Source organism: Candidatus Binatia bacterium, from assembly GCA_029243485.1.
Taxonomy (GTDB): Bacteria; Desulfobacterota; Binatia; order UBA12015; family UBA12015; genus VGTG01.
This window is the reverse complement of sequence record JAQWRY010000043.1, coordinates 23136-44777: the sequence shown is the minus strand read 5'-3', so window position 1 is coordinate 44777 and position 21642 is coordinate 23136. Positions and strand designations below refer to the sequence as shown.

General features: G+C 66.3%; 21 protein-coding genes. 19 read left to right on the top strand and 2 right to left on the bottom strand.

What is annotated here, in order from left to right; all coding sequences use genetic code 11:
- Positions 1-430: 430 nt before the first annotated feature.
- On the top strand, positions 431-1336 hold the full coding sequence (locus P8R42_12740; protein ID MDG2305488.1) for a hypothetical protein: 906 nt from the start codon (positions 431-433) through the stop codon (positions 1334-1336).
- The gene (locus P8R42_12735; protein MDG2305487.1) at positions 1324-2115 is read left to right on the top strand and encodes an ABC transporter permease; all 792 of its coding nucleotides are present in this window, start codon (positions 1324-1326) and stop codon (positions 2113-2115) included. Before P8R42_12740 ends, P8R42_12735 begins: the two co-directional genes overlap by 13 nt.
- Positions 2116-2210: 95 nt before the next feature.
- Here P8R42_12735 and P8R42_12730 read toward each other — a convergent pair whose 3' ends face one another.
- Positions 2211-3005 carry a hypothetical protein gene (locus P8R42_12730; GenBank protein ID MDG2305486.1) on the bottom strand — a complete coding sequence of 265 codons (795 nt, stop codon included), beginning with the start codon at positions 3003-3005 and terminating at the stop codon, positions 2211-2213.
- A gap of 214 nt (positions 3006-3219) precedes the next feature.
- Between P8R42_12730 and P8R42_12725 the strand changes: the two genes are divergently transcribed.
- The 8 genes from P8R42_12725 to P8R42_12690 all read left to right on the top strand — a co-directional run bounded on the left by P8R42_12725 (position 3220) and on the right by P8R42_12690 (position 13531).
- Entirely contained in the window at positions 3220-4290 is a 1071-nt protein-coding gene (locus P8R42_12725; protein ID MDG2305485.1) for a peptidylprolyl isomerase, read from the top strand.
- A 152-nt stretch (positions 4291-4442) separates the two neighbouring features.
- Entirely contained in the window at positions 4443-5528 is a 1086-nt protein-coding gene (locus tag P8R42_12720) for an ABC transporter ATP-binding protein (protein ID MDG2305484.1), read from the top strand.
- Positions 5528-6655: a UDP-N-acetylglucosamine 2-epimerase (non-hydrolyzing) gene (gene wecB / locus P8R42_12715; protein ID MDG2305483.1), complete on the top strand. Its 1128-nt coding sequence runs from the start codon at positions 5528-5530 to the stop codon at positions 6653-6655. Before P8R42_12720 ends, wecB begins: the two co-directional genes overlap by 1 nt.
- Complete coding sequence (locus P8R42_12710; protein MDG2305482.1) at positions 6628-7920, top strand: hypothetical protein; 1293 nt, start codon at positions 6628-6630, stop codon at positions 7918-7920. The genes wecB and P8R42_12710 overlap by 28 nt, the downstream gene beginning before the upstream one ends.
- Positions 7917-9053, top strand: a complete 1137-nt coding sequence (locus P8R42_12705; GenBank protein MDG2305481.1) for a glycosyltransferase — start codon at positions 7917-7919, stop codon at positions 9051-9053. Before P8R42_12710 ends, P8R42_12705 begins: the two co-directional genes overlap by 4 nt.
- A 10-nt stretch (positions 9054-9063) precedes the next feature.
- A complete protein-coding gene (locus P8R42_12700; protein MDG2305480.1) occupies positions 9064-11286 on the top strand; it encodes a glycosyltransferase in 2223 nt (740 codons plus the stop codon).
- Complete coding sequence (locus P8R42_12695; GenBank protein MDG2305479.1) at positions 11283-12233, top strand: glycosyltransferase; 951 nt, start codon at positions 11283-11285, stop codon at positions 12231-12233. Before P8R42_12700 ends, P8R42_12695 begins: the two co-directional genes overlap by 4 nt.
- A complete protein-coding gene (locus P8R42_12690) occupies positions 12230-13531 on the top strand; it encodes a hypothetical protein (GenBank protein MDG2305478.1) in 1302 nt (433 codons plus the stop codon). The genes P8R42_12695 and P8R42_12690 overlap by 4 nt, the downstream gene beginning before the upstream one ends.
- Before the next feature lie 334 nt (positions 13532-13865).
- Here P8R42_12690 and P8R42_12685 read toward each other — a convergent pair whose 3' ends face one another.
- Positions 13866-14033, bottom strand: coding sequence for a hypothetical protein (locus P8R42_12685; GenBank protein ID MDG2305477.1), 168 nt, complete (start codon positions 14031-14033; stop codon positions 13866-13868).
- A 361-nt stretch (positions 14034-14394) separates the two neighbouring features.
- Here P8R42_12685 and P8R42_12680 point away from each other — a divergent pair, with 361 nt between their 5' ends.
- Genes P8R42_12680 through P8R42_12640 form a run of 9 tightly spaced genes read left to right on the top strand, consistent with a single transcriptional unit; the run spans position 14395 to position 21639 of the window.
- Positions 14395-15621, top strand: a complete 1227-nt coding sequence (locus P8R42_12680) for a type II secretion system F family protein (protein ID MDG2305476.1) — start codon at positions 14395-14397, stop codon at positions 15619-15621.
- A gap of 23 nt (positions 15622-15644) precedes the next feature.
- Entirely contained in the window at positions 15645-16091 is a 447-nt protein-coding gene (gene gspG / locus P8R42_12675) for a type II secretion system major pseudopilin GspG (protein MDG2305475.1), read from the top strand.
- Positions 16051-16575 (top strand): prepilin-type N-terminal cleavage/methylation domain-containing protein, encoded by a 525-nt coding sequence (locus tag P8R42_12670; GenBank protein MDG2305474.1) that lies wholly within the window; start codon positions 16051-16053, stop codon positions 16573-16575. Before gspG ends, P8R42_12670 begins: the two co-directional genes overlap by 41 nt.
- Positions 16572-16967 (top strand): type II secretion system protein, encoded by a 396-nt coding sequence (locus P8R42_12665; GenBank protein MDG2305473.1) that lies wholly within the window; start codon positions 16572-16574, stop codon positions 16965-16967. Before P8R42_12670 ends, P8R42_12665 begins: the two co-directional genes overlap by 4 nt.
- Entirely contained in the window at positions 16968-17684 is a 717-nt protein-coding gene (locus P8R42_12660) for a type II secretion system protein GspJ (protein ID MDG2305472.1), read from the top strand.
- A complete protein-coding gene (locus tag P8R42_12655) occupies positions 17674-18696 on the top strand; it encodes a type II secretion system protein GspK (GenBank protein ID MDG2305471.1) in 1023 nt (340 codons plus the stop codon). The genes P8R42_12660 and P8R42_12655 overlap by 11 nt, the downstream gene beginning before the upstream one ends.
- Positions 18693-20126: a PilN domain-containing protein gene (locus P8R42_12650; GenBank protein ID MDG2305470.1), complete on the top strand. Its 1434-nt coding sequence runs from the start codon at positions 18693-18695 to the stop codon at positions 20124-20126. Before P8R42_12655 ends, P8R42_12650 begins: the two co-directional genes overlap by 4 nt.
- Entirely contained in the window at positions 20123-20920 is a 798-nt protein-coding gene (gene gspM / locus P8R42_12645) for a type II secretion system protein GspM (protein ID MDG2305469.1), read from the top strand. The genes P8R42_12650 and gspM overlap by 4 nt, the downstream gene beginning before the upstream one ends.
- Positions 20917-21639, top strand: a complete 723-nt coding sequence (locus tag P8R42_12640) for a hypothetical protein (protein MDG2305468.1) — start codon at positions 20917-20919, stop codon at positions 21637-21639. Before gspM ends, P8R42_12640 begins: the two co-directional genes overlap by 4 nt.
- The last annotated feature ends 3 nt before the right edge of the window (positions 21640-21642 follow it).

Genomic DNA, 21642 nt, shown 5'->3' with positions numbered 1-21642 from the left:
CGGGAGCGTCGGCGGCGTTTACGGCAACACCGTACCGCCTCTGTACGAGCAGACTCTGCTCCGTCCCGGCGAGAGCTGATTCACTTCAGCTAGGAACCGGTAAAAGGGGAGGCTCGCTCACGCGGGCCTCCCCTTTTTCTTGCCCAATGAACGAGGCCCCCACCAACGTCCCGTCACCAGCGTCGTCCGTCGCGATCGAGGCGGTCGACTTGGAGAAGGCCTATGGGGCGGGCCTTGGTGCGCTGCTCTCGCCCAGAGCGGTGCGCGCTCAGGATCCGGCCCTCGCCGGAGTCACGTTCTCCTTGCCGGTAGGGGCGGCTCTAGCGGTGCTTGGCCGTAATGGCGCCGGTAAGAGTACCTTGCTGCGCTTGCTCGCAGGCACGGCCCTGCCGACACGCGGGTCGCTGCGGATTTGCGGGCGCGTGGCCTGTTGCTGGATCTGGGCTCGGGCCTGGTTGATGAGATGACCGGCGCGGAGAATGTTCGGGCGTCGCTCCGATTACTCGGCCTCGGAGGTCGCGACCTCGCGACGGCCGAACAGTTCGTGGCCGGCTTTGCCGACCTGGGCTCGTTTCTGCTGGAGACCGTGAGAGTCTATTCCCAGGGGATGCGTTTGCGCCTCGCCTACGCGATCGCGATCGCGACCCAACCCGAGGTTCTGATTACGGACGAGGTCCTGGCGGTTGGCGACGAGTCGTTTCAGAGGAAGTGCTCTCGCCATATGGTCGATTTCGTAGAGGGGGGCGGGACGCTGGTGCTCGCGACCCACAATCTGTACCTCGCCGAAAAGCTTTGCGGGACGGCTCTGTGGCTCGAGCGCGGGCGCGAGCGCGCTGTCGGGCCCGCGGGCGAGGTGGCCAAGGCCTACCGGGATTCGCTCGCCGGGGGTTGGAGCGAACCTCGGAGGTCGGCGGTGCGGGCCGAACAGAGTTCGATCCCCGCTGGGGGGCGGGCTCTGGCCGTTCTTTCTGGAGCCTCGGTCACGACCGGGGGACACGTGCGCATGCGCTTCGAGGATCCCTGGGAGATTTCGGTGCCGTTTGCGGCCGAAAAGAGCGCCGCGGTGCGTGAGGTCGAGATCGATCGGCCCGACGGCGCAGTGGTCGCCCGGATTCCCGTCGATGGGTGGAGGGGCGGGGTCTTGACGATCCCGGCAGGGAGCATCCTGCCGGGTCGCTATCGGCTGCGCTTGTCGGACCCGAGCACGTCGGCGGCACAGGAGACTCTATGGGTCGAATGCGTCGGCGCCCGGCGAGAGATCGGCTCCGTCCTTCTTCGCCATCGCTGGCACCGTACTTCATCAAAGGCAGCGCCGGAGGCTTTGTGGGGGTCCTGAAGTCGCTGGTGGAGAATCGAGCCCTGCTTCTCGAACTCGTACGCCGTGACATTCGGTCCCGCTTCGTCGGGGCTCGGTTTGGCCTGGTGTGGTCGTTGCTGAATCCGGCGATTCAGCTGGCGTCGTACACGCTCATCTTTGGTTACCTCTACGCGGCGCCGGTGGCCGGTGACGGCGAGGTGCCGTTCATCGCTTCGCTTTTCTGCGGGTTATGGCCGTGGTGGGGTTTCAACGAGGGCGTCATGCGGGGCCTGAGTGCCCTCGTGGACCAGGGGCATTTACTTCGCAAGGTGCCGATCCCACCATCGGCGGTCGTCGTTGCCGCAGTGACCGCTTCGATCTTCCTGCAACTCGTGGGCTTTCTGCTCTTCCTGGCCATCTTTGGCGCGATCGGCCTCGCGCCGCCGCGTCTATCGTGGCTGGGGCTGCCCGTCGTGGTCGTCGTCGGTTGGCTGCTCACGACCGGGCTGGCCCTCGTTCTGGCGCCGCTGTATCTCGTCGTGCGCGACACGCTTCATGTGGTCGCGGCGGTCCTGACGATCGGTTTCTTCGTCTCGCCGGTGCTCTACGCGAGCGACTGGCTTCCCGAAGGCGTGCGTGGTGTCGCGTCGTTGAACCCCCTCACGGGACTGCTGGGCCTCTATCGCACCGTGGTTCTGGGGTCCCCGTGGCCCTCCGGGACGGCGCTCGGTGCGCTCGTTGTGGCTGTCGCGGGCAGCCTCCTCCTAGCCCGCATCTTGTTCTCTCGCCTCGAACGACTCCTTGACGAGTACTGGTGAGTGGGACCGCCCCGCAAGAAGAGCATCTCCCGCAAAAAAGGGGGCGCCGCGGTTTGCGACGCCCCCCTTCTCGGCGAGTAGCATGTAACCACTCTTCAGCTTATACCTGCAGTGATGTGGAACAGTTTGCAGTTCGGATCCTGAGGATTGTACAGCTTTTTTCCTTCGATTGTGATTTGGTAGACTCCGCGGTCGACGCAACCCGAGCACCTGCGTCCGGAAGTGAAGCGCACGCTGCCACTCGTCCCGGTCGAGGCCTTCGTGGATTGGTAGCTTCCGAACAACTGCGACATCTTCACTTCTACGGCACCGCAAACGTAATCTGTCGCATCGCCCCAGCTCACGATGATGCGGCTGATGTCCACAGATGACCCTACGAGAGGCTCGCCCACATCGAGGCAGTAGCGCTTGGTCGTTCCGGGAGGAATCGAAACGTTCTTCAGGCCGACGGTGTTTTGGCCAGTGAAGACCGACTCCGTCAGGTAACCGTCAGGGCAGTTTCCATTTCCAGTTGGGGGTGGGGACGAGGTGCAACCGCCTTCGTCGAATGAACAGACGTTGTTGCAGCGGAGCGTGCCTCCGTCGAAGCCGCGGTTTTGGCAGCTCTGTCCGTTCAACTGAGCGCCGTCGCACTGCTCGACTCCGTCGATTGCGCCATTGCCGCAGGAGCTATTGTTACCTCCGGCAAACGGCGAGACCCCTTCGGGGCCGCAGTCATGAATTTCGAGGTTCAGGCCGTTGCTTGGCAGCTGTCCGTTGGTCGTCGTGCCCGTGATCGTGAAGTCCTCGCAACTCACCCCGTTGAGCACGATTGCCCCGCTCAAGGCGGGAATCGCCAGCGTCGCGACGACCGCGCTCGCGATCAACATCTTCATTGGTGTCTCTCTCATGAATCCACCTCCTCCGTAAGCAGGCGCAGCTCACGCGCTGAGCCTGCGACCGCCCCCCCACGATCGTTCACTATATTTCTATGATGCGATGGGCGGGCCGTCAACCGACACGGGGCACCCGGAGAGCTTCCCCCGCAAGAGTCATACCGCGTCCAGAGCGTCATAGGGCGGGCTTTTTCGGGGCCACGATCGTCACTGCAGTGCCGGTCGTGCGATGAAATATTGGCGTTTGCTGCATGTTCTGGCGTTCCTGTGGAGGAAACGGTATGCGAGCCTCATCGTCGTGCCGCTTGGCGCGGCGGAAACGGGGGATCAGGTGAAGCGCGCAATGAGAATCGTCGTTCAATTTGTCGTTTTCTTAGTTTCGTTCTCAAGCCTCCTGGCGTGGGCAGAGGACACAGCGGAAGGTAAGAACGAGTCCCCGGTCGTTCAGGTTGGAGAGATCAAATACACTGGGCCGGCGCTCGCTCGCGAATTTTCCTTCCTGCCGCCCCCCCAACTTGCTTCGCTCCATTCCGACGACAACGCCGCGCGGATCTTTGCCGTGAAGTGGTACGCCGGCCTGCTCTTCGCGACCGATGCGTCCCGCAACGGGCTCTACCGGCGTCGGCCCGGTTTGCAGGCCGCCTCGAAAGCAGTTGCGCGCCGATTCGTCAGCCTCGAGTACCAAAAAGACCTCGAAACGCGGGAGTACGCGACCAGCGAAGAGGAACTCCAGCAGCTTTACGCGCTCGCCAAGGAAAAACTCTGCACGGCGCCTGCGGCATTCCGTCTCGCTCGTGTGGGTGTCGTGATCGGCGCGAAGGCGGGCGACGCCGAGCGCGCCGCCGCACTCGGACGCATGGATCAGATCGCGCAACGGTTGGCGGCGGGGGACCCACTGGGCGAGGTCGCGGAGGAGCTGTCCGACCTGAAGAGCAAGTTGCCCAACGGTGAGATCGGTTGGATGACAGAGGCCGATCTCGGAGGCGCCGCCGGGGTACAGGAGATCACGGCGCTGAAAGCGGGAGAGCAAACGGGTCTGGTCGATACGCCGCAGGGGAAGGTGGTGTACGCAATGCTCGACCGTCGTGAGTCGGCGGTCGTATCGTTCGAGCAATGTCGTCCCGCGCTCGAAGCCTCTCTTGCCAGGCAGTTCGCGGGGGACATCAAGCACCGCCGTGTCGACGAACTTGCCGAGGAGTTGGACGCATCGATGAACATCGACGCCTTCATCGCCGCGTTGCGGGCCGTTCCGGTCCCGCAAGGGTGGGAGCAGACCTGGGGCAGGAATCCAGAGCCCTGAGCCGAACCGTTGATGGGGGGCGAGCCCCTGTCGTCCTCGCGGCCCGGGACCTCGGCAAGCGGTACGAGCTCGGTCCTTCGCGGATTCGGCGGCTCCTCGCCCAACTTCGCGGCGGGGGAGCGACCGAAGATCGCCCGAACTCTTTTTGGGCCGTGCGAGACGTCTCCTTCTCTCTCGATCAGGGCGCCTCTCTCGGCGTGGTGGGAAGCAACGGGGCCGGCAAGTCGAGCTTGCTGCGCTTGCTCGCGGGCACCGCGCGGCCGACGACTGGGCACGTCGAGGTCCATGCCAGGCTCGCATGCCTGCTCGACCTCGGCGTTGGCTTCAACGCACTCGAGACGGGTCGCCAGAATGCGGAGACCCTTCTGGTGCTGCAGGCGGGCATGTCGCGAACGGAGGCTCGGGCGCGCATCGCAGAGGTCGAGGCTTTCGCCGAGATCGGAGAGTTCTTCGACCGCCCGATCCGGACCTACTCCGACGGCATGCGACTTCGACTGGCGTTCGCAACGATCACCCTGCTCGACCCGGAGGTCCTGATCACCGACGAGGTCCTCGTGGTTGGGGACGAGGCCTTCCAGCGCAAGTGCAGTCAATGGTTCGAGGCCTTCCTCGGTCGGGGCGGGAGTCTCGTGCTGTGCGCGCACGATCTCGGCCAGGTGCAACGTCTCTGTGGGCGGACTCTCTGGCTCGACCGGGGGCGGGTCGCGGAGATCGGAGACTCCCGCGAGGTGATACGTCACTACCGAGAAGCCGTCGGTGCTGCCGTCGCGGGCGGAGAAGAGGGCGGGGGGGACTCGGGTACGAAGCATGCGGTCGGCCAGCCCGCGGGCTTACCCTTCGAGGTTGTCGATCTTCGGATCCGTGACGAGAAAGGACGTGAATTGCGGCTGCTGCCCGTCGATGCGACGGTCGACGTCGACGTCGAGATACTGGCTCCGGGTGGCGTTCCGCAATTGCATGTCGGGATCACCCGAGAAGATCTCACGCCCATCTTCGGCGTGTCGAGCGACATGGGCGACGCCGTCCCCGAAAATCTTGGTGACGGCCGTTTCCGATACAGGATCCGCTTCGACCGGCTCCCGCTCACGGCAGGCAACTACCGGCTTCGCGCGCACGCCCTCGATGAGACCGCCACTCGTTTGTACGACACCGTGGAGGTCGATTTCGCGGTTGCCGGAGACGATGCCGACGCGGGCCTTGTGCGCTTGGCCACAGAGTGGCATCCCGACGAGAAGTGATGAGGCTTCTTGCGGTCGTCGGCACTCGCCCCGAGGCGATCAAGATGGCGCCGGTCGTCGGTGAGGCACGCCGGCGCGGTTGCTCGGTCGAGGTCTGCGCCACGGCGCAGCATCGCCACATGCTCGACCAGGTCCTGCGTCGCTTCGAGATCACGCCCGACCACGACCTGGACCTGATGCGCCCCGACCAGACCTTGGCGGGGCTCACGGCGCGAGCCCTCACGGCGCTCGACACGGTCCTGGACGAGGTGAGGCCCGACTGGCTCCTCGTCCAAGGGGATACGACGACCGCGATGGTCGCTTCTCTGGCGGCGTTCTACCGACAGGTGCCTGTGGCGCACATCGAGGCGGGGCTTCGCACGCACGACCTGGCCCATCCGTTTCCCGAGGAATTGAATCGGATCATCGCGGACCGCGTGAGTGGCGCGCACTTCGTTCCGACCGAAGCTTCGCGCGAGAACCTGCTCCGCGAAGGCTTCAGTGAAGAGACACTCCATCTCACGGGCAACACCGTCGTGGATGCGTTGCGCGAGATTCAGGCGAAGGCGAGCGGCAGTGCGGGCGCCGCCGGGTTCACCGGTTGCGAACCGGGGCAGCGGCGCGTCGTCGTCACGGCGCACCGGCGCGAGAGCTTCGGCGAAGGCATGCGCGGGATCGCGCGCGCGATCGCTCGTATCGCGCGCAAGCACGACGACCTGTGCATCGTGTACCCCGTGCACCCGAATCCGAACGTCCAGAGCGTCATGCGGGACGTGCTCGGCGACGTTCCTCGGGTCCACCTGATCGAACCGCTCGAGTATCCGGAGTTCGTCGAGTTGATGTCGAGCGCCCATCTCATCCTGAGCGATTCGGGCGGCGTGCAGGAAGAGGCACCGTCGCTCGGTATTCCCGCGATCGTCTTGCGCAAGATCACCGAACGTCCGGAAGCCGTCGCGGCGGGCGCCGTGCAGTTGGTGGGCACCGACGAAGAGGCGATCGTCACGGCGGCCGATCGGCTCCTCGAGGATGACGACGCGCACGCGAAGATGGCGCGCGCGGTGAACCCGTACGGAGACGGCCGTGCCTCGGAGCGGATCGTGTCGATCCTGCGCGGCGAGCCGTGGGAACCGTTCTCCGCGGACGGATGACCGCGGACCAGGCCATTCTCTTCGGCGGCGGTGCCGCCGTCGTCGTTCTCGGGATCGTTCTGGGCCGGTGGGCTTCGACCTGGGCGTTGCTTGCGGTCCTGGCCCTGGCGCCGCTGCGCATCGAGTTCTTCCCCGCGGTACATCTCGCGACGCTCGTCCTTTGCGGTGCCGTGCTGGGGCGGGCGGACGCGATCCTTCGGGTCCTGCGTGGCGAGGCCGTGTTCGCTCTGGCGACCGCGGGCCTTCCTGCTTGGATTCTCCTCTCGGCGTTGTGGGCGCAGCAGCCGGCGTTCGTCGGGGGGCTCCTCGCAAAGTGGCTGATTGTGGTGCTCGCTGCGTGGCTCGCTGCCGCGGACTCGACACGCGATCCCCGCCTGCTCGTCGGAGGCGCCCTGGTCTCGATGATCCCGCACGCTGCCTGGGGGGCGGCGGAGCGCTTCCAACTCGTCCACCCGCTCGGGGATACCCACGAGCTGAACTACCGGGTCATCGTTCGTCGTGCGACCGGCGAAGTCCGGGGCCGTGCCCTGTTCTGGCATCCGAACCGGCTGGGCGAGTACGTCGAGCAGATCGGGTTGTTCCTCGGGGGCGCCGGGCTGGGTGGCGTCCTCCCGTGGTTCTGCCTCGCCGGCGTCGTCGTCGCGGCTGCCGGTGTCTGGGGGACCGGCTCGATGGGGAGCTTTGCGACCCTGGTGGGTGGGCTCGCGCTCGTGGGCGCCTGGATGCTCGCGGGTCGCCACATGAGTGCGGGGGCTCGGCGCAAGACGACGGCCGGCATCGTTCTCGCCCTTGGTTTGTCGGTCGGAGTGGCCGTGGCGGCGTTTGAACTCCACGGCGGGTTGGGCCCCCGCGCGGAGGTCTTCGGCTTCGCAGCCGACCGGATTGCCGAACGACCGTGGCTCGGCTTCGGTGCCGGAAACTGGTCGCTCCTGGTAGGGCAGGCTTCTCTCGATGTCAGCCGGTATTGGTTCCGCGGCCATGCCCATTCGTTGCCGCTCCATGTCGCCACCGAGTTGGGCGTCATCGGAGTGGGCTTCCTCCTCGTCTTCTTCTTCGTGCCGCTGTGGTCCGGTGTGCGGCGCCTCAGTGCCGTCCCGGCGGAGTGGTACGGCGTCGGCGTCGGTGCGGCGTTCGCGGTTGCGGGGCTCTTCGCCCACGACTTCGTGCACTACTTCTTGCGCGACGCGGTCGACGGCATCGTGACGGGGCTGCTGCTGGGCACCGTCGTGGCCGTCGCACGTCGGGTCCCGGCGCAGACGACATGAGTCGCATCGCGATCGTCGGCCCGGTTCACCCGCTTCGCGGAGGGATCGCGCAACACACGACGGGGATCCTCCGGGAGGCGCGCTCGCGCAATCACGATGTGCGCGTGCTGTCCTACCGACGACAGTATCCGGACATACTCTTTCCGGGTCGCACGCAGCTCGATCCCGGCGCCGCTCCGCCGGAAACGTCGCACGGCGTGTCGTCGCCGATCGACTCGTTGGCGCCGTGGACCTGGTATCGCGCCGCTGCAGAGGCCGCCGCGTTCGAGCCGGACCTCGTCCTGCTGCAACGTTGGCACCCGTTCTTCGCGCCGCCCCTTGCGGTGATCGCTCGTCGGCTCCGCGGCCGGGCGCGGGTCGCGTGGATGGTGCACAACGCCCGGCCCCACGAAGATGGTGTGCCCTGGGGGCCGCTGCTTCGGTTCGGGCTACACGACGGTGATCTCTGCCTCGTGCACGCCGAGGCAGAGGCAGAGGCGCTCCGGGCACTGGGGGTTCGGGCGGGGGTGCGGCGTGTCCCGATGCCGACGCCGAGCGAGGTTTCGCGCGTCGATGCCTCCGAGGCGCGCGCGCGGTTGGGATTCTCGCAAGGTGAGATCGTGTTCCTCTTTTTCGGCCACGTTCGGCGGTACAAGGGCGTCGAGGTTCTGTTGGAGGCGCTGGCGCGGCTTCCCGCGGACGGGCCGCCGTGGCGCGCGGTCCTCGCCGGGGAGTGGTACGTCGATCGCGGGCCGAGCGACGCGCTGATCTCCAAGGCCGGTCTCGGAGATCGCGTGCGGATCGACGATCGATTCGTTGCGGCCGCCGAGGTCGACGAGTACTTCGGCGCGGCCACGATCGCGGTCCTGCCCTATGTTTCGGGCACGCAATCGGCAGTTGTCCCGCTCGCGTACGCCTATGGTCGGCCCGTGGTGACCACGCGCGTCGGGGGGCTCGCCGAAGCCGTCGTGGAAGGCGAAACCGGGCGCCTGGTCGCGCCGGGCGACGTGGACGCCCTGGCGGCGGCTCTCGAGGACGTGCGGAACGGGCAGTGCTTCTCGGCCGAGGCCATCGGCCGGGCGCACGGCGCCGCTTCGTTCTCCGGGCTCGTCGATGAGCTCGAGGCGATTGTGCACGCGCCTGTTTTTCCATAGGCCCAGTGGCGTGCGGATCGCGGTCGCGGTGCACGGCTACCCGCCCGCAGGTTGCGGCGGCGTCGAACGTGTAGCCTCCGAGCAAGCCGAGGCGCTCGCGGCACGTCGCCATTCGCTCTTCGTGTTCTGTCGGGATCCGATCGGCGACGGGGAAGAGGGCGCGACCCGGGACGAGACGGTCGGCGGTGTGAGCGTGCGCCGCGTCGTCGTGCGGGACGGGGCGCGGAGCTCATTCTCCGAGTACTATGAAGGCGACTTCCTCGACCGCTCGTTTCGCCGTTTCCTCGAGGACGTCCGTCCCGACGTCTTGCATGTTCAGCACCTCGTCTCGCTCTCGACGCGGCTGCTCGATGTGGCCCGCGAGGCTGGGATCCCGGTCGTTCTCTCTCTGCATGACGCGTACTTTCTCTGTCACCGCCTCTTCTTGATCGACGCGCAGGGCGAACGTTGTCCTGGCCCGGACGCCGGCCTCCGCTGTGTCGGCTGTCTCGCGGAGCACGGTGTGGGCGATCTGGTGCGACAGCGGTTCGATGCCATGGCGAGACGGCTCGATCGCGTGGAGAAAATCACGGCGCCGTCGCCCTCGCTTCGCGCTCGGTACGAAGAGGAGTTTCCGTTCCTTCGCGGCCGGATCGAGATCGTCGAGCCGGGTATTTCCCAGAGGCCGCCCGTCGAGCCGCGCGAACGGCGTGACGACGGGACACCGCTTCGATTGCTCTTCGCGGGCACGTTGATGCCGCACAAGGGACTCGACGTATTGATCGACGCGTTCGACCGTCTGTCGGAAGCCGACTTCGAGCTCACGGTGCACGGCGAGGACGTGACCGTGGGGGACACGTGGGCGCAAAAGCTTCGAGACCGGACCGCCAATCGGGCGGTGCATTGGCGCGGGGCGTTCCCACCCTCGGAGCTGGCAGGCGTGTTGGGCCGAGCCGACGTCCTGGTGCTCCCTTCGCGGTGCGACGAATCGTGGTCGCGCGTCGTTCGAGAGGCGCGCGTGGCAGGGCTTGCGGTCGTGGCGCCGAAGACCGGTGGTCCGGCAGACTGGTTGCGCGACGGCGAGGACGCACTGCTCGTCGAACCGGGCTCCGTCGCGGCACTCGTGTCGGCGCTCGCGCGCTTGCGAGCGGATCCCGAGCTGCGGGCGGCCTTGTCGTCGCCTGTGACGGGTGTGCCCACTGTGGCGGAGGCCGCCACGATCCTCGAGGGCGCGTTCGCGCAGGTGATCTCGAGCCGAGGGCGAACGGCGCCACTCGCGCCGACTCGGGTGACGGTCGCGTACGTCACGAAAAACGGCGGGTCGTGCATCGAGGAGTCCCTCCGTGCCGTTCGTGCGCAGAAGGGCCCCTTTGAACTGGTTGAAATCCTGGCTGTGGATTCCGGCTCGACCGACGAGACCCTGGGCGTCCTCTCGAGGCACGGCGCACATGTCGTGCAGATCTCTCCTGATGAGTTTGGCCACGGGCGTACGAGGAACCTGGCTGCACGTGAGGCGAAGGGAGACGTGGTCGCGTTCCTCACGCAGGATGCAGCTCCTGCCGACGAGCACTGGCTCGGCCGGCTCATCGGGCCGCTCGAGGAAGATCCCCTGTGTGCCGCGACGTGGAGTCGCCATGTCCCGCGGCCCGAGTGTCATCCGATGGAATGGCGAATGTTGACCGAGCATCCGCCGTTTCGTCCGGGCGTTTCCGCGATTCAATCGGCGCGTGGCAATCCGGACTACGCGGCAAACCCGGACGGCCAGTGCTCGCTGTCCAACAACGGAGCGGCGTACCGTCGAGAGGATCTACTCCATCGACCGTTTCCCGACGTGTCGTTCGCCGAGGATCGAGCCTGGGCACGCGACGCCCTGGAGGCGGGTTGGCGCACGGTCTTGGTGCGGGACTCGATCCTCCGGCACTCGCATTCGTACTCCGCCTGGGTCAATCTGAGGCGGAACTTCGACCACTGGCGTGCGATGGCAGAAGAACTCGGGCAGGCCGATGGATTCACCTTGATGCAGGGCTGGCGTGCTTCTGCTCGAGAAGCTCGCAACGATCTGCGTTTCTGGTCCGACCACACCGGCCGCTCCGCGGCGGCGGTGGCATTGCGTTGGGGGGTGCCGGCGACGCTCTACCATCTCGGCGCCTTCACCGGCCGCTGGTTGGGATCGCATACAAAATGGCTCCCGCCCGGGGTGCCGGACCGGCTCTCGATGCATAGGATGCCGGACTCGACCGGTTCCAAGTCATGAGCGAAGACATCCAGGTGAGCGTCATCGTACCGAGCTACGACCACGAGGTCTTCGTGGCGTCCGCGGTGCGAAGCGTTCTTGAGCAGACCGCTGCCGCCTTCGAGGTGATTGCGATCGACGACGGCTCGAACGACAGCAGCGTCGCTCGGCTCGAAGAGATCGAGGATTCTCGGTTGGTGGTCGTGCGTCAGGAGAACTGCGGCCTGTCGCGGACGCTGAATCGGGGCCTCGAGCTGGCGCGCGGGCGCTGGGTGAAGATGTTGCCATCAGACGATCTGCTCGAACCGGGTGCGCTGGCGGCGCAGGTGCAACAGGCCGACGCCTCCGGGAGTGCCGTCGTGTTCTGCTTGCCGACCGTGGTCGACGCCGCGGACCAGCCTCTCGGCGAACCGGGGCCCCAGGCGTGGTTCGATCTGCCCGCGAGCGATTCCGCGGAGATCCTGCGCGCGATGGTGCCGCGAAACCCGCTGTGCGCCCCCGGGGCGCTGTTCGATCGCGAGCTGGCAGTGCGCGTCGGAGGCTTCGATCCGTCGTTGCGCGTCGCGCAGGACTACGATCTCTGGTTCCGGCTCCTTCAAGCGGGGACCGGCCGTCTCGTCCCCGAACGGAGGGTGCGCGTCCGTTGGCACGGCGGCAATCAGAGCGCGCAGGCCACCGAAGCGACGGAAGCCGAGCGCGCCTATGCACTCGTCGGGGCTCTGGTTCGTCGTGGAATGCAGTGGTGGACCGATCGATTCCAGAGCAGGGTCGCGCTGGCCGCGGCGCTCGTCGCCTCGGGACTGCGCGAAGCGCGCCCATTCGCCCGCGCGTCGCTCGTCTCGGCACGAACTGCCGGTGAGTCTGTAGGGTCTCATCCGGAACTGACCTCGTTGCTCCAAGAGGCGCCGGAGCTCGCGCGGCCCGGCGACTGGGGTGGGCTCCCTGCCGGCACGAGGGGGTGGGAATGACGAGACGACCTTCACTTCTGGCGCGCGTGTTCCGCCGGTCTTCTTCCTCTCGTGTCATCGACCGGAAGTCGCCGCCGGCCGCAGCCGTCGCGGCGGGAGCGCGCACGGAGGAGTGGTTGGTGGTCGGGAACGGTGGCGAGCGCGCCGCGCACCTGGCGTCGGCCCTGGCTGCAAGCGGGCGCGCGACGACCTACGTGTCGCGCGAAGCGGACGGCGGCGCGCCGCCCGCGGCAGAGGGGCTCCGCGTACTTTCTTCCTGGGACCTGTCCGCGTTGCGCGAGGACTACATGGGCCGCACGAACCGGCTTCGGGTCCTCGTCGGAGTCGCGGACGCAGAGACAATCGCCCTCGCGCGGGACCTGGCGGAGTACGGTGCGCGCGTCGCGTACGACGCGCCGGCACCCACGGGCGATCTACCCGGCCCTCTCTCCTACGATGCGCAGACCGAGCGAGCTCTCATCGATACCGTCGAAGATCTCGTCGGCTCGGATGCGCGAACGATGCGGCATGTGTCCGTGCAAGCCGGCGGGCGTCGCCTCGTGCACATGGTGCCCGATGCCGGCGATCCGGCCGCGTGGGCGGCTGCAGCGGATAGTCTGGCTGCACTTGCCCCTCGGCCGTCGGTGTCGGTGTTGCTCGCGACCGGACCGGATCCGGTCGCGACGATCGAAGCGGTCAACGCGTTCGAAGCCGCGCGCTCCGATGGCGCGTACCGCCTGGCAGTGATCGCCGCAGCGCGGGATCCTGCGTCCGACGCCCTGGATGAATTGGAAGAGGAGGGTCGGGTCACCCTCTACCGCAGCGCCCGTGACGGCCGCGTCGCTGCGTGGAACCTCGGTCTTTCGGCTACGCGGAGCGAGATCGTCGCACTGGCACACGCGAGCCAGCGCCCCGACGGTGCGGGTTGGCTCACGCCCGCGCTCGAAGCCCTGGCGACGCAGCGCGAGACCGGTGCCGTGGGACTTCGTCCGCTGCTTCCCCCCGGAGCCCTCGGCGAGGTGAAGTCCAGGCTCGGGGCTGAGGCGCTTCGCGTCGCGGCACTCGACGGACTCGGCCTCGTCGCTCCGCGGGCGGTTCTGCGGCGTGTGGGTGGGTTTGACGAAAGCCTGGAGCCCGGCGGTCTCTCCGCCGTCGAGTTGAGCTTCCGGATTCGCGAACTCGGTTTCGGTCTCGCCCTCTGCCCGCCGCTGGGCCTTCGTGGTGGTGAACGGGACGACGCGCCTACGGACCGGTTGCTCGAGAAGGAACTGCGGCGGAGGTGGTCGCATCGTCGCGACTACCTCGCCGGACTACCGTGACATCATGCCGGAGGTCCCCGACCTCGAGCTGTATCGTTCGAAGCTCCGGAAAAAGCTCCGCGGGGAGCCGCTCACGCTCGAGTTGGAGCGGGACCTCTTCGTCGTGATCCACCTCATGGTGGCTGGTCGTTTCCGGTGGGCGAAGCCCGGAGCGAACCCGGGCTCTCGGAGCACGATCCGGGCGGGTTGGAGGTATTGGGCCTGTCCGAGAAAAAGTCCGCGCGCGCTGTGCGGGCTGAGAGTCACACGTTTAAGCGAGCGCTGACCGACCCCAACACGTTCAGGGGCATCGGGAACGGCTAACTCGGACGAGATTCTTCACGCCGCTTGGCTGTCACCGATTCAGTATTCTCAGAAGCTGGCCGACGAGGAGGTCGGCCGCCTGCAGGCGGCGGTTCAGGAGGTTCTCCGCCGCTGGGTGGATCGACTCGAGCAAAAATTCGAAGGTCGATTCCCCGGTGCGGGTGACGTGACGGCCTTGCGGGACGATTTCGCCGTCCATGGCGGGCACGGCAAGCCTTGCCCGGATTGCGGCCATCTGGTCCAGCGGATCGGGTACGCCGACAATGAGACGAATCTACTGCGCGGCCTGCCAGACGGGCGGGAAGCTCCTGCGGGACCGGGCGCTGTCCCGGCTCCTGAAGGCGGATTGGCCTCGCTCGATCGATGAGATTTGAGGTCCGGGAGGCGATTCTCGGAACGGTTTGGCGCGGCCCCCGGTTGTCCAGGTCGGGCCGATTCGGCTAGTTCTAGTGGGGTGGGGCCGCGGGGGAGTGGTCTTGGCTGAATAGGGCGGTGATGATGCCGTCTATGAGGGTCAAGTCGAGGCTCGCCCGCCGCCGCCCGAACGGACACAGGTAGAGATGCCCCAGTTTCAGTACCGCGCCGCCGACGGCGAAGGGAAAGTCCTCGAAGGCATGATCGAGGCGGCCGAAGTTTCGGCGGCGGTGTCTCGCCTGCAGGAACGGGGCCTGGTTCCGCTCAAGGTGGCCACCCCGAGTCCGGAGCGCAGCGGCCTGGCGAGCCTGTCGCTGCCCGAGATCAGCTTCAAGCGGAAGGTCAAGCACAAGGACCTCCTGATCCTGACCCACGAGCTGAGCACCCTGCTCGGGGCAGGACTGCCGCTCGACCGTAGTCTCTCGATCCTCTCGGAACTCGCAGAAAACCCCGAGATGAAGATCGTCGTCGTCGACATCCTGCAGTCGGTTCAGCGGGGCAAGTCCCTCGCGGAGTCTCTGGCGGAACACCCGAAGGTCTTCGAGCCGTTGTACATCAACATGGTGAAGGCCGGCGAGCTCGGCGGCATGCTCGACACGGTCCTGCAACGGCTGACGGAGTACCTGGAGAGCGCGACGGAACTCCGTGACGAAGTGCGGTCGGCGCTGGTCTATCCCTGCATCCTGCTTCTCACCTCGTTCGGCTCCGTCACGATTCTGCTCACCTACGTTCTGCCGAAGTTCCAGACGATCTTCACGCAGGGCGGCCAGACGCTGCCGTTCAGCGCCCGCATGCTCATGAACATGTCCGACGGGATGCGGTCGTATTGGTGGATCGGCTTGCTCCTGACGGTCGCGATCGGTGTCGGCTTCACGCACTGGGTGCGGACGCCGGCGGGTCGGCTCCAGTGGGATCGTTTTCAGTTGAGTGTGGTCCTGATCGGCGACCTCACCAGGAAGGTTGCAGTCGCACGGTTCTCGCGTACCCTCGGCACCTTGCTGCGCAGCGGCGTGCCGATGCTGCAGGCCCTCGACATCGTGCGCGATGTTTCGGGTAACGTCGTGCTGGCGGAAGCCGTCGACGAAGTAAAGGTGGGGGTCCGGGGTGGGTCCGGGGTTTCCGGCCCGCTCAGTCTCACCGGCGTTTTTCCGCCGCTTGCCCTGCAAATGATCAGCGTTGGCGAGGAGACTGGTCGCCTCGACGACATGCTCGTGCAGGTGGCAGACTATTTCGACCGCGAAGTGCGTACTACCGTTAAGTCTCTCACATCTCTGCTGGAGCCGATCATGCTCCTCGTCGGCGGCGTCGTCGTTGCCTTCGTGGTGCTATCGATGTTCTCGGCGATCACCAGTGTCAACAACATGCCGTTCTGAGTGCGAGGTTCGCGAAGGAGTTCATGGAAGTGAATGCGGAAGGGAAAAGAGCGCTACTCGCTCGGGAGTCGGGGTTCACGCTGATCGAGCTGCTGGTCGTGCTCGTCATCATCGGTCTCCTGGCGACGTTGGTCGCTCCGAATTTCATCGGGCAGAGTGAGAAAGCCAAGCCCAAGACGGCGCGCGTGCAGCTCGAAAATCTGCGCAACGCGCTGGACATGTTCCAGCTCGACGTGGGCCGTTATCCGTCGACGCAGGAAGGTCTCGAGGCCCTGCGCGGTCGCCCCAGCACGGCGGCGCGCTGGTCCGGCCCCTATCTGCGCGACGAGCTCCCGTTCGATCCTTGGGGCAATTCCTACTTCTATCGCAGCCCTGGTGAGGGCGGCTCGGGGTACGACATCGGCAGCCACGGCTCCGATGGTCGTTCAGGTGGTGGAGAAACCGGCGCCGACATCGTCATCTCCGGCTGACGGCGGACTCGATCGAACCGGGCGGCGCGGTGCCGCCGGGTTCACTCTGATCGAGCTCGTCATCGTGCTCGTGATCGTCGGGATGGGGGCCGCCCTCGTCGCACCCGCGATCAACTCGGGGATGCGAACGCGCGAGGTCCGCAGCGGTGTGCGTGCGCTCGCGGGCGCGTTCAAGACGATGCAGAGCGAGGCGATCCAGAGCGGCAAGGTGCAGGTCCTGCTCATCGACCCGGTGGAGAACCAGCTCGTGGTCGAAGGGACGGAGCGGAGCATTGGCCTCGGAGACGTCGTACGTCTTGCGAAATTTGGTGACGTGATGATCGATGCGATGGGCGTGGCGCGGGTGCGCTTCTTTCCAAATGGGAGCAACAGCGGCGTGTCGGTTCTGGTCGACGATGCGGAGAATCCGCAGAATCTCGGCTACGTCGTCAGGCTCGATCCTCTGATCGGGTCGGTCGAAGTTCTTGACGAGTCCGCCTCGTGAAGTCTCGCGGCTTCACTCTCATCGAGATCGCGATCGGCATGGCCGTGCTCGGGCTCGGCGTCGCCAGCGCTCTTCAGGTGTTCGGGGGCGCGCTCCAGCTTGCGCGCGGCGCGTCGAAGCGAACCGAGGGCGTAATGCACGCGAAGGCGCTCATGGATTCGACGCTGTGGGCGCCCGAGCTCGCGCACTCGGTTTCCGGCGGGGAGATCGGCGACGGCTTCCGTTGGGAGCGCAACATCCGCGAGGGCGGCATCGAGGAAGAGCTCGATGGGGAGCCCCGTGCCGACGTTCGCTTGGCCGTCGTGACCGTCGTCGTTGAATGGGACGAGCCCGGAGGCGTCAAGACATACGAGCTGGCGACAATGCGTGTCGAGCCGAACTACGGGGAATGAGTGCGGACCGCCGCAGCCAAAATCAGCACCGGGGGGGAAGCCGGCTTCTCGTTGCTCGAACTGCTCATCGCGATGAGCCTCCTCGTCGTGATGATGACGATGACGTACAGCGTCTTTCAGACCGCCATGACGGCGGTTCCTCGTGGTGAGGAGGCCGCGGATCGGTCCGCCCGCCTGCGGATGGCTACCGCGCTGCTGACCCGCCAGGTGCGCTCGATGGTCGATTACCCGGCGGAGACGGACGACGAGGTCCACTCCTACTTCATCGGAGACGAGCAGACCTTCAGCTTCGTCACGGCCGCGCCGCAGCTTGGGGGTGGGGAGGGGCTCGGGTGGGTCACCTACGCCTCGGACGGCCAACAACTAGGAATGGCCGAGCGACTGATCTTCTCGCAGGGCGCCGTCTCCGAGGAGGCGCCCGAAGAGTCGGCCGAGGCAATCTTGCTCGGGGGGCTGAAGGGGGTACGATTTCAGTATCTCCGTCTCGACGGGAGCGATCCGGAGTGGCTCGATGCCTGGGATGGGATGGAGGAGCAAAGTCCTCCGGCAGCTATCCGCGTGACGTTGGACGGGGTTGGGCTCGGTGATTCTTACTGGGTGCAGGAGATCCCGGTGATGACGGTGATCTACGCGCTCGGGGCTTATGATTCGGACGTGGGGCTGGACGACGACGAAGGCGGCTTTGGGGGTGATCTGGAGGAAGACGATGGTCCCTGAGTCGCCACTGGAGTCGCCGAGGGACCAGCGCGGCTTTGCTCTCCTCATCGTTCTGTGGATCTTCATCGTCCTGATCGCCGTCGGGGCGGAGTTCTCCGCAGCGATGCGGCAGGACGTGACCGCGACCATGAACTTTGCAGGAGAGACCCAGAGCTACTATCTTGCTACCGCAGCGGCCAATCGCACGTTTTATCGCGCGTTGATCGCTCGGGACGAAGCCTCGATCGACATTCCACTCGAGGAGCAGGAGGAGGAGCCCCTGATCCGAGTGGACGGGCAGTGGCACCGTCAGGAGCTGTGGGGTGCGCCGGTGTGGGTGAGGATTAGCGACGAGTCGGGCAAGATCCCGGTCAATCTGGTGACCGATGGATTGCTTCGTCAAATCCTCGGGCATCTCGGCCTGGATGCCGAACAGGCCGATGAGATCGCCGCGGGAATCCTGGACTGGCGCGACGAAGACGACGAGGTTCGCGTGAACGGCGCGGAGACCGACTACTACCTCGATCAGCCGCGGCCGTACGCGGCCAAGAACGCCAAGATGGATTCGCTCGAGGAACTGCTGCTCATCCGAGGCGTCACCTGGGATCTGTACCACGGAGAGACCGAGGACTACCCGATCGGGCTGAAGCACATTTTCACGGTCTTCAACCCGCGGCCCGTCTTGAACATACGCTCGTCGCCTCCCGAGGTGCTGCAGGCACTGTTCGGGCTGGACGAAGAGCAGCTCGGCCAGATCCTTGAGATTCGCAACACCGGCACGGGCTCGCTGTTCGGCCTGATCGAGCCGATGCTGCCGGACCCGAGTCTGGCAGACCTTCTGAGTGACGAGCCTCCGAACATCCTGTTCGTCGAGGTGCAGGCGCAGGTTCCGGGCTCCAGGGTCGGCGCGCACATCGCGGCCGTGATCGATCTCGGCGAGTCCAACGAGGGCGTCTACATTCTGCGCTGGTTCGACCAACTCCCCTTCGCCGACGTGGATCGCGGCCAGCTTGAGTTCCAGGAGGCCGCGTGAGCAGCCCGGCAAATCGGATGCTCCGCCGGGCCACGCGCCTCGACTTCCTCGATGGGCTCGGGATCTCGATCGGCCTGCGGAGCGTGGCCTTCGTAAGACTCGTGAAGAGGCTCGCAACCGTGACTCTGCACGAGCATCGAGTCGTGCCCCTGCCCACTGTGGAAGATGGCCCCGCCCGCCGCGCGGCTCTCACCGCTGCCGTTCGCTCTTTCCTTACCGACACCAAGCTCGATACCGACCGTGTCTACGTGAGCGTGCCGCGCAGTCAGGCCATCATCTCGCGGATGAGCCTGCCGGCTGCGGTAAAGGGCGATCTCGCGCAGGTGATTGAGTTCGAGATCGACCGCCTGCTGCCGCTAGAGAGGGACGAGGTGTACTTCGATCATCTCGTCCGCGAAGCCGGGGACAAGATCGAAGTGCTCCTGATGAGCATGCCACGAAGGACGGCCGCCGAAATCCTCGATGCCCTCGAAGAGGGCGGCGCCCGCGTCCGTAGCCTCGTCTCGACTCCGATCGCGCTACACGACTTCCTGAGCTTCGGCCCGAGCGGTATCGACGATTCCGTCGTCACGCTGGTCGATGATGGTGGAGTCGTCGAGTTGGACCAGATGTCCAACGGAGCGATCACGGCCAGTCACGTTCTCCAGCCCTCCGAGATCGCCTCTGAGGCGGCCGTCGAGGGGCTCGTCGCAAGAGAAGTCGCGGCCATGGGCGGGACGGACACCGAGACTCGCGTGTACGGTTTCGCGACCGACGACGAACCGGGGGAGGGGGGTGGCCTGCTTCCGGCGGAGATTCTGGCGAAAGGCCGCGACCTTGTGAGCACCGCCAAAGGCGCGCTCGTAGCGCCGGACGACTTCTTCGACACCGCGCCTCCCCGCCTCGTCCCCGCCATCGGCGCGGCTCTCGCTGCGGTTCGAGAGGGCTCGACCAGCTTGAACCTCCTCCCGGCCGAGGAGCGCCGCGCGGTCGAGGAGGGCGTGCCGGTCGTGACGTTCTTCCTCGCAGCCGTCCTCGTCGTCGTGACTCTCGTCTGGGTGACCAGTGCGATGGTGAAGGACCATGTGGTCCTGGGCGACCTGCACGCAGAGCTCGCCCGACTCGAGCCCCAGATCCGGCGTGTTCATGCGAACGTCGGCGAGTCGGAGGGGCTACGGCAGAATATCGACCTTCTGACGCAGGGTGAAAGTCTGCGGAACTCGATGTTCCTTCAGGAACTGACCAAGGTCGTTCCCGCGGACGCGTACCTCACCACCTTCCGAATGCGCAACGGTCGGGTCGAACTCGAGGGTTTCGCTGCGTCGGCCGCCGATCTCGTGCCGCTGCTCGAGAAGTCGCGCCTGTTCAAGAATGCCCAGTTCACCTCACCGGTAACGAAGGTCCAGAACAACCAAGAGCGGTTCTCGCTGACGACGGACATCGCGCAATGAGAGATTTCATTGCCGATCTCCTCGCTCGCCTGCAGGCGACGAACCGCCAGCAGCGGTTGTACATGGCCGTCGGCATTCTCGCGGCGGTGGTGCTGTTGCGGTACGGAACGACCTGGTTCTTCGACTACCGGGCGGGCGTGAAGGCCGACATCAAGTTGTCCGCGCAGCGTCTCGCCGGCGCCGAGAAGCTTCTCGAGCGCGCCCCCCAAATTCAGCAGCAGCTCAAGGGGCTTCGCAAACGCTACCGGAGCACAGTTTCCCAGCTCGTCCCCGGCGCGACGCCGACTCTGGCCGCGGCCGAGCTGCAGGATCGCGTTTCCAACCTCGCTGCCAAGAACAATGTCCGGATTCAGACGACCCAGGTCTTGAAGGACGAGGCTGTTGGCCCCTTCCGACAAGTTTCGTTGCGGGTAACGGCTTCAGGCGACATCCGCGACCTCGCCGGGCTTCTCTCCGAGCTCGAGTTAGGGAATCTGCGTGTGACGATTCCCTTCCTCGAACTGAGCCGGCGTGGCGCGGCGATCCGCAGGCGGACGAAGAGCCCCCAGGCGCGGGCCGTTTCGGCGACTTTCCAGATCGCCGGGGTCGTGGCTGGTAGCGCGGGGCTGGCGGAGGAGGGTGCTCCCGAGACGGCTCAGACGGCTCAGACGGCTGCGGGCGCAGGGGAGGCGGCCCCGCCTGCACCGGTGGCGAAGGCGGCGGCACGCTCGGTTCCCGTGGCGGTCCCGGTTGCAGATCGGGAGGAGATCCCGCAGGACCCTCTGGGCACCGCACAAACGGTGAATGCGCAATGAAGCGATTCCGTCTCCTCAACGTCTTACTGCTGGCCCTCGTCGCTTTGGCGGGTTGGCGGACGGTCGACGTGTGGCGCCGCCAGGCGCCAGTCGTCGATGCCGGCGGAGAGGCCGCCCGCCCGCTCGAAGGGCTCCCCCCCCGCAGTCGGAAGCCGCCCATTCCTCAGGTTGTGAACGCAATTGCTCAACAAGATCTCTTCGATGCTTCGCGCAAAGAGGGGGACAACCAGGACACGCCTGCGCCTGAAGCGACGCCTCCGCCTCCGCCGACCCTGAAGCTGGCGGGTGTGCTGTTCATCGGGCTCGAGCCCGAGGCCGTGCTGATGGATAGCGCCCAGGGCAACAAGCAGATCCGGCTTCGCGTCGGTGAGGAGATCTCCGGGTACAAGGTCGACCGGATCTCGACCGAGACCATCGCATTGGTCGCAGGAACGGGCGAAGAGGTGGTCCTGTCGCTCCTGATCGACACGGCGAAGAAGGGCAAGGCGTCCTTTGGTCCCGGTGGGCGCCAGACGCCGCAGCCGAGGGGAGCCGCGGCTCGGCGATCCAGCGGGCAGCGGGCGGTGAAGGCCGCTGGGAAGAAGAATCCAGGATCATTCGCCCCGAACCAGGACGCCCAGTCCGAAGCCGAACGCCGCCGCGAGGACGCGCGTCGGCGAGCCGAAAGAGCCCGGGAGCGCCTGAAACGGCTGCGCGCCGAGGCCGCTAAGAATCGTTGAGGG

What these genes read in the sequence shown, in the direction of transcription:
- P8R42_12690 (MDG2305478.1), top strand. Translation starts at nt 12,230, where the DNA reads ATGACGAGACGACCTTCACTTCTGGCGCGCGTGTTCCGCCGGTCTTCT.
- gspM (MDG2305469.1), top strand. Translation starts at nt 20,123, where the DNA reads ATGAGAGATTTCATTGCCGATCTCCTCGCTCGCCTGCAGGCGACGAAC.
- P8R42_12695 (MDG2305479.1), top strand. Translation starts at nt 11,283, where the DNA reads ATGAGCGAAGACATCCAGGTGAGCGTCATCGTACCGAGCTACGACCAC.
- P8R42_12685 (MDG2305477.1), bottom strand. Translation starts at nt 14,033, where the DNA reads ATGGACGGCGAAATCGTCCCGCAAGGCCGTCACGTCACCCGCACCGGG.
- wecB (MDG2305483.1), top strand. Translation starts at nt 5,528, where the DNA reads ATGAGGCTTCTTGCGGTCGTCGGCACTCGCCCCGAGGCGATCAAGATG.
- P8R42_12640 (MDG2305468.1), top strand. Translation starts at nt 20,917, where the DNA reads ATGAAGCGATTCCGTCTCCTCAACGTCTTACTGCTGGCCCTCGTCGCT.
- P8R42_12730 (MDG2305486.1), bottom strand. Translation starts at nt 3,005, where the DNA reads ATGAGAGAGACACCAATGAAGATGTTGATCGCGAGCGCGGTCGTCGCG.
- P8R42_12725 (MDG2305485.1), top strand. Translation starts at nt 3,220, where the DNA reads ATGAAATATTGGCGTTTGCTGCATGTTCTGGCGTTCCTGTGGAGGAAA.
- P8R42_12680 (MDG2305476.1), top strand. Translation starts at nt 14,395, where the DNA reads ATGCCCCAGTTTCAGTACCGCGCCGCCGACGGCGAAGGGAAAGTCCTC.
- P8R42_12655 (MDG2305471.1), top strand. Translation starts at nt 17,674, where the DNA reads ATGGTCCCTGAGTCGCCACTGGAGTCGCCGAGGGACCAGCGCGGCTTT.
- gspG (MDG2305475.1), top strand. Translation starts at nt 15,645, where the DNA reads ATGGAAGTGAATGCGGAAGGGAAAAGAGCGCTACTCGCTCGGGAGTCG.
- P8R42_12705 (MDG2305481.1), top strand. Translation starts at nt 7,917, where the DNA reads ATGAGTCGCATCGCGATCGTCGGCCCGGTTCACCCGCTTCGCGGAGGG.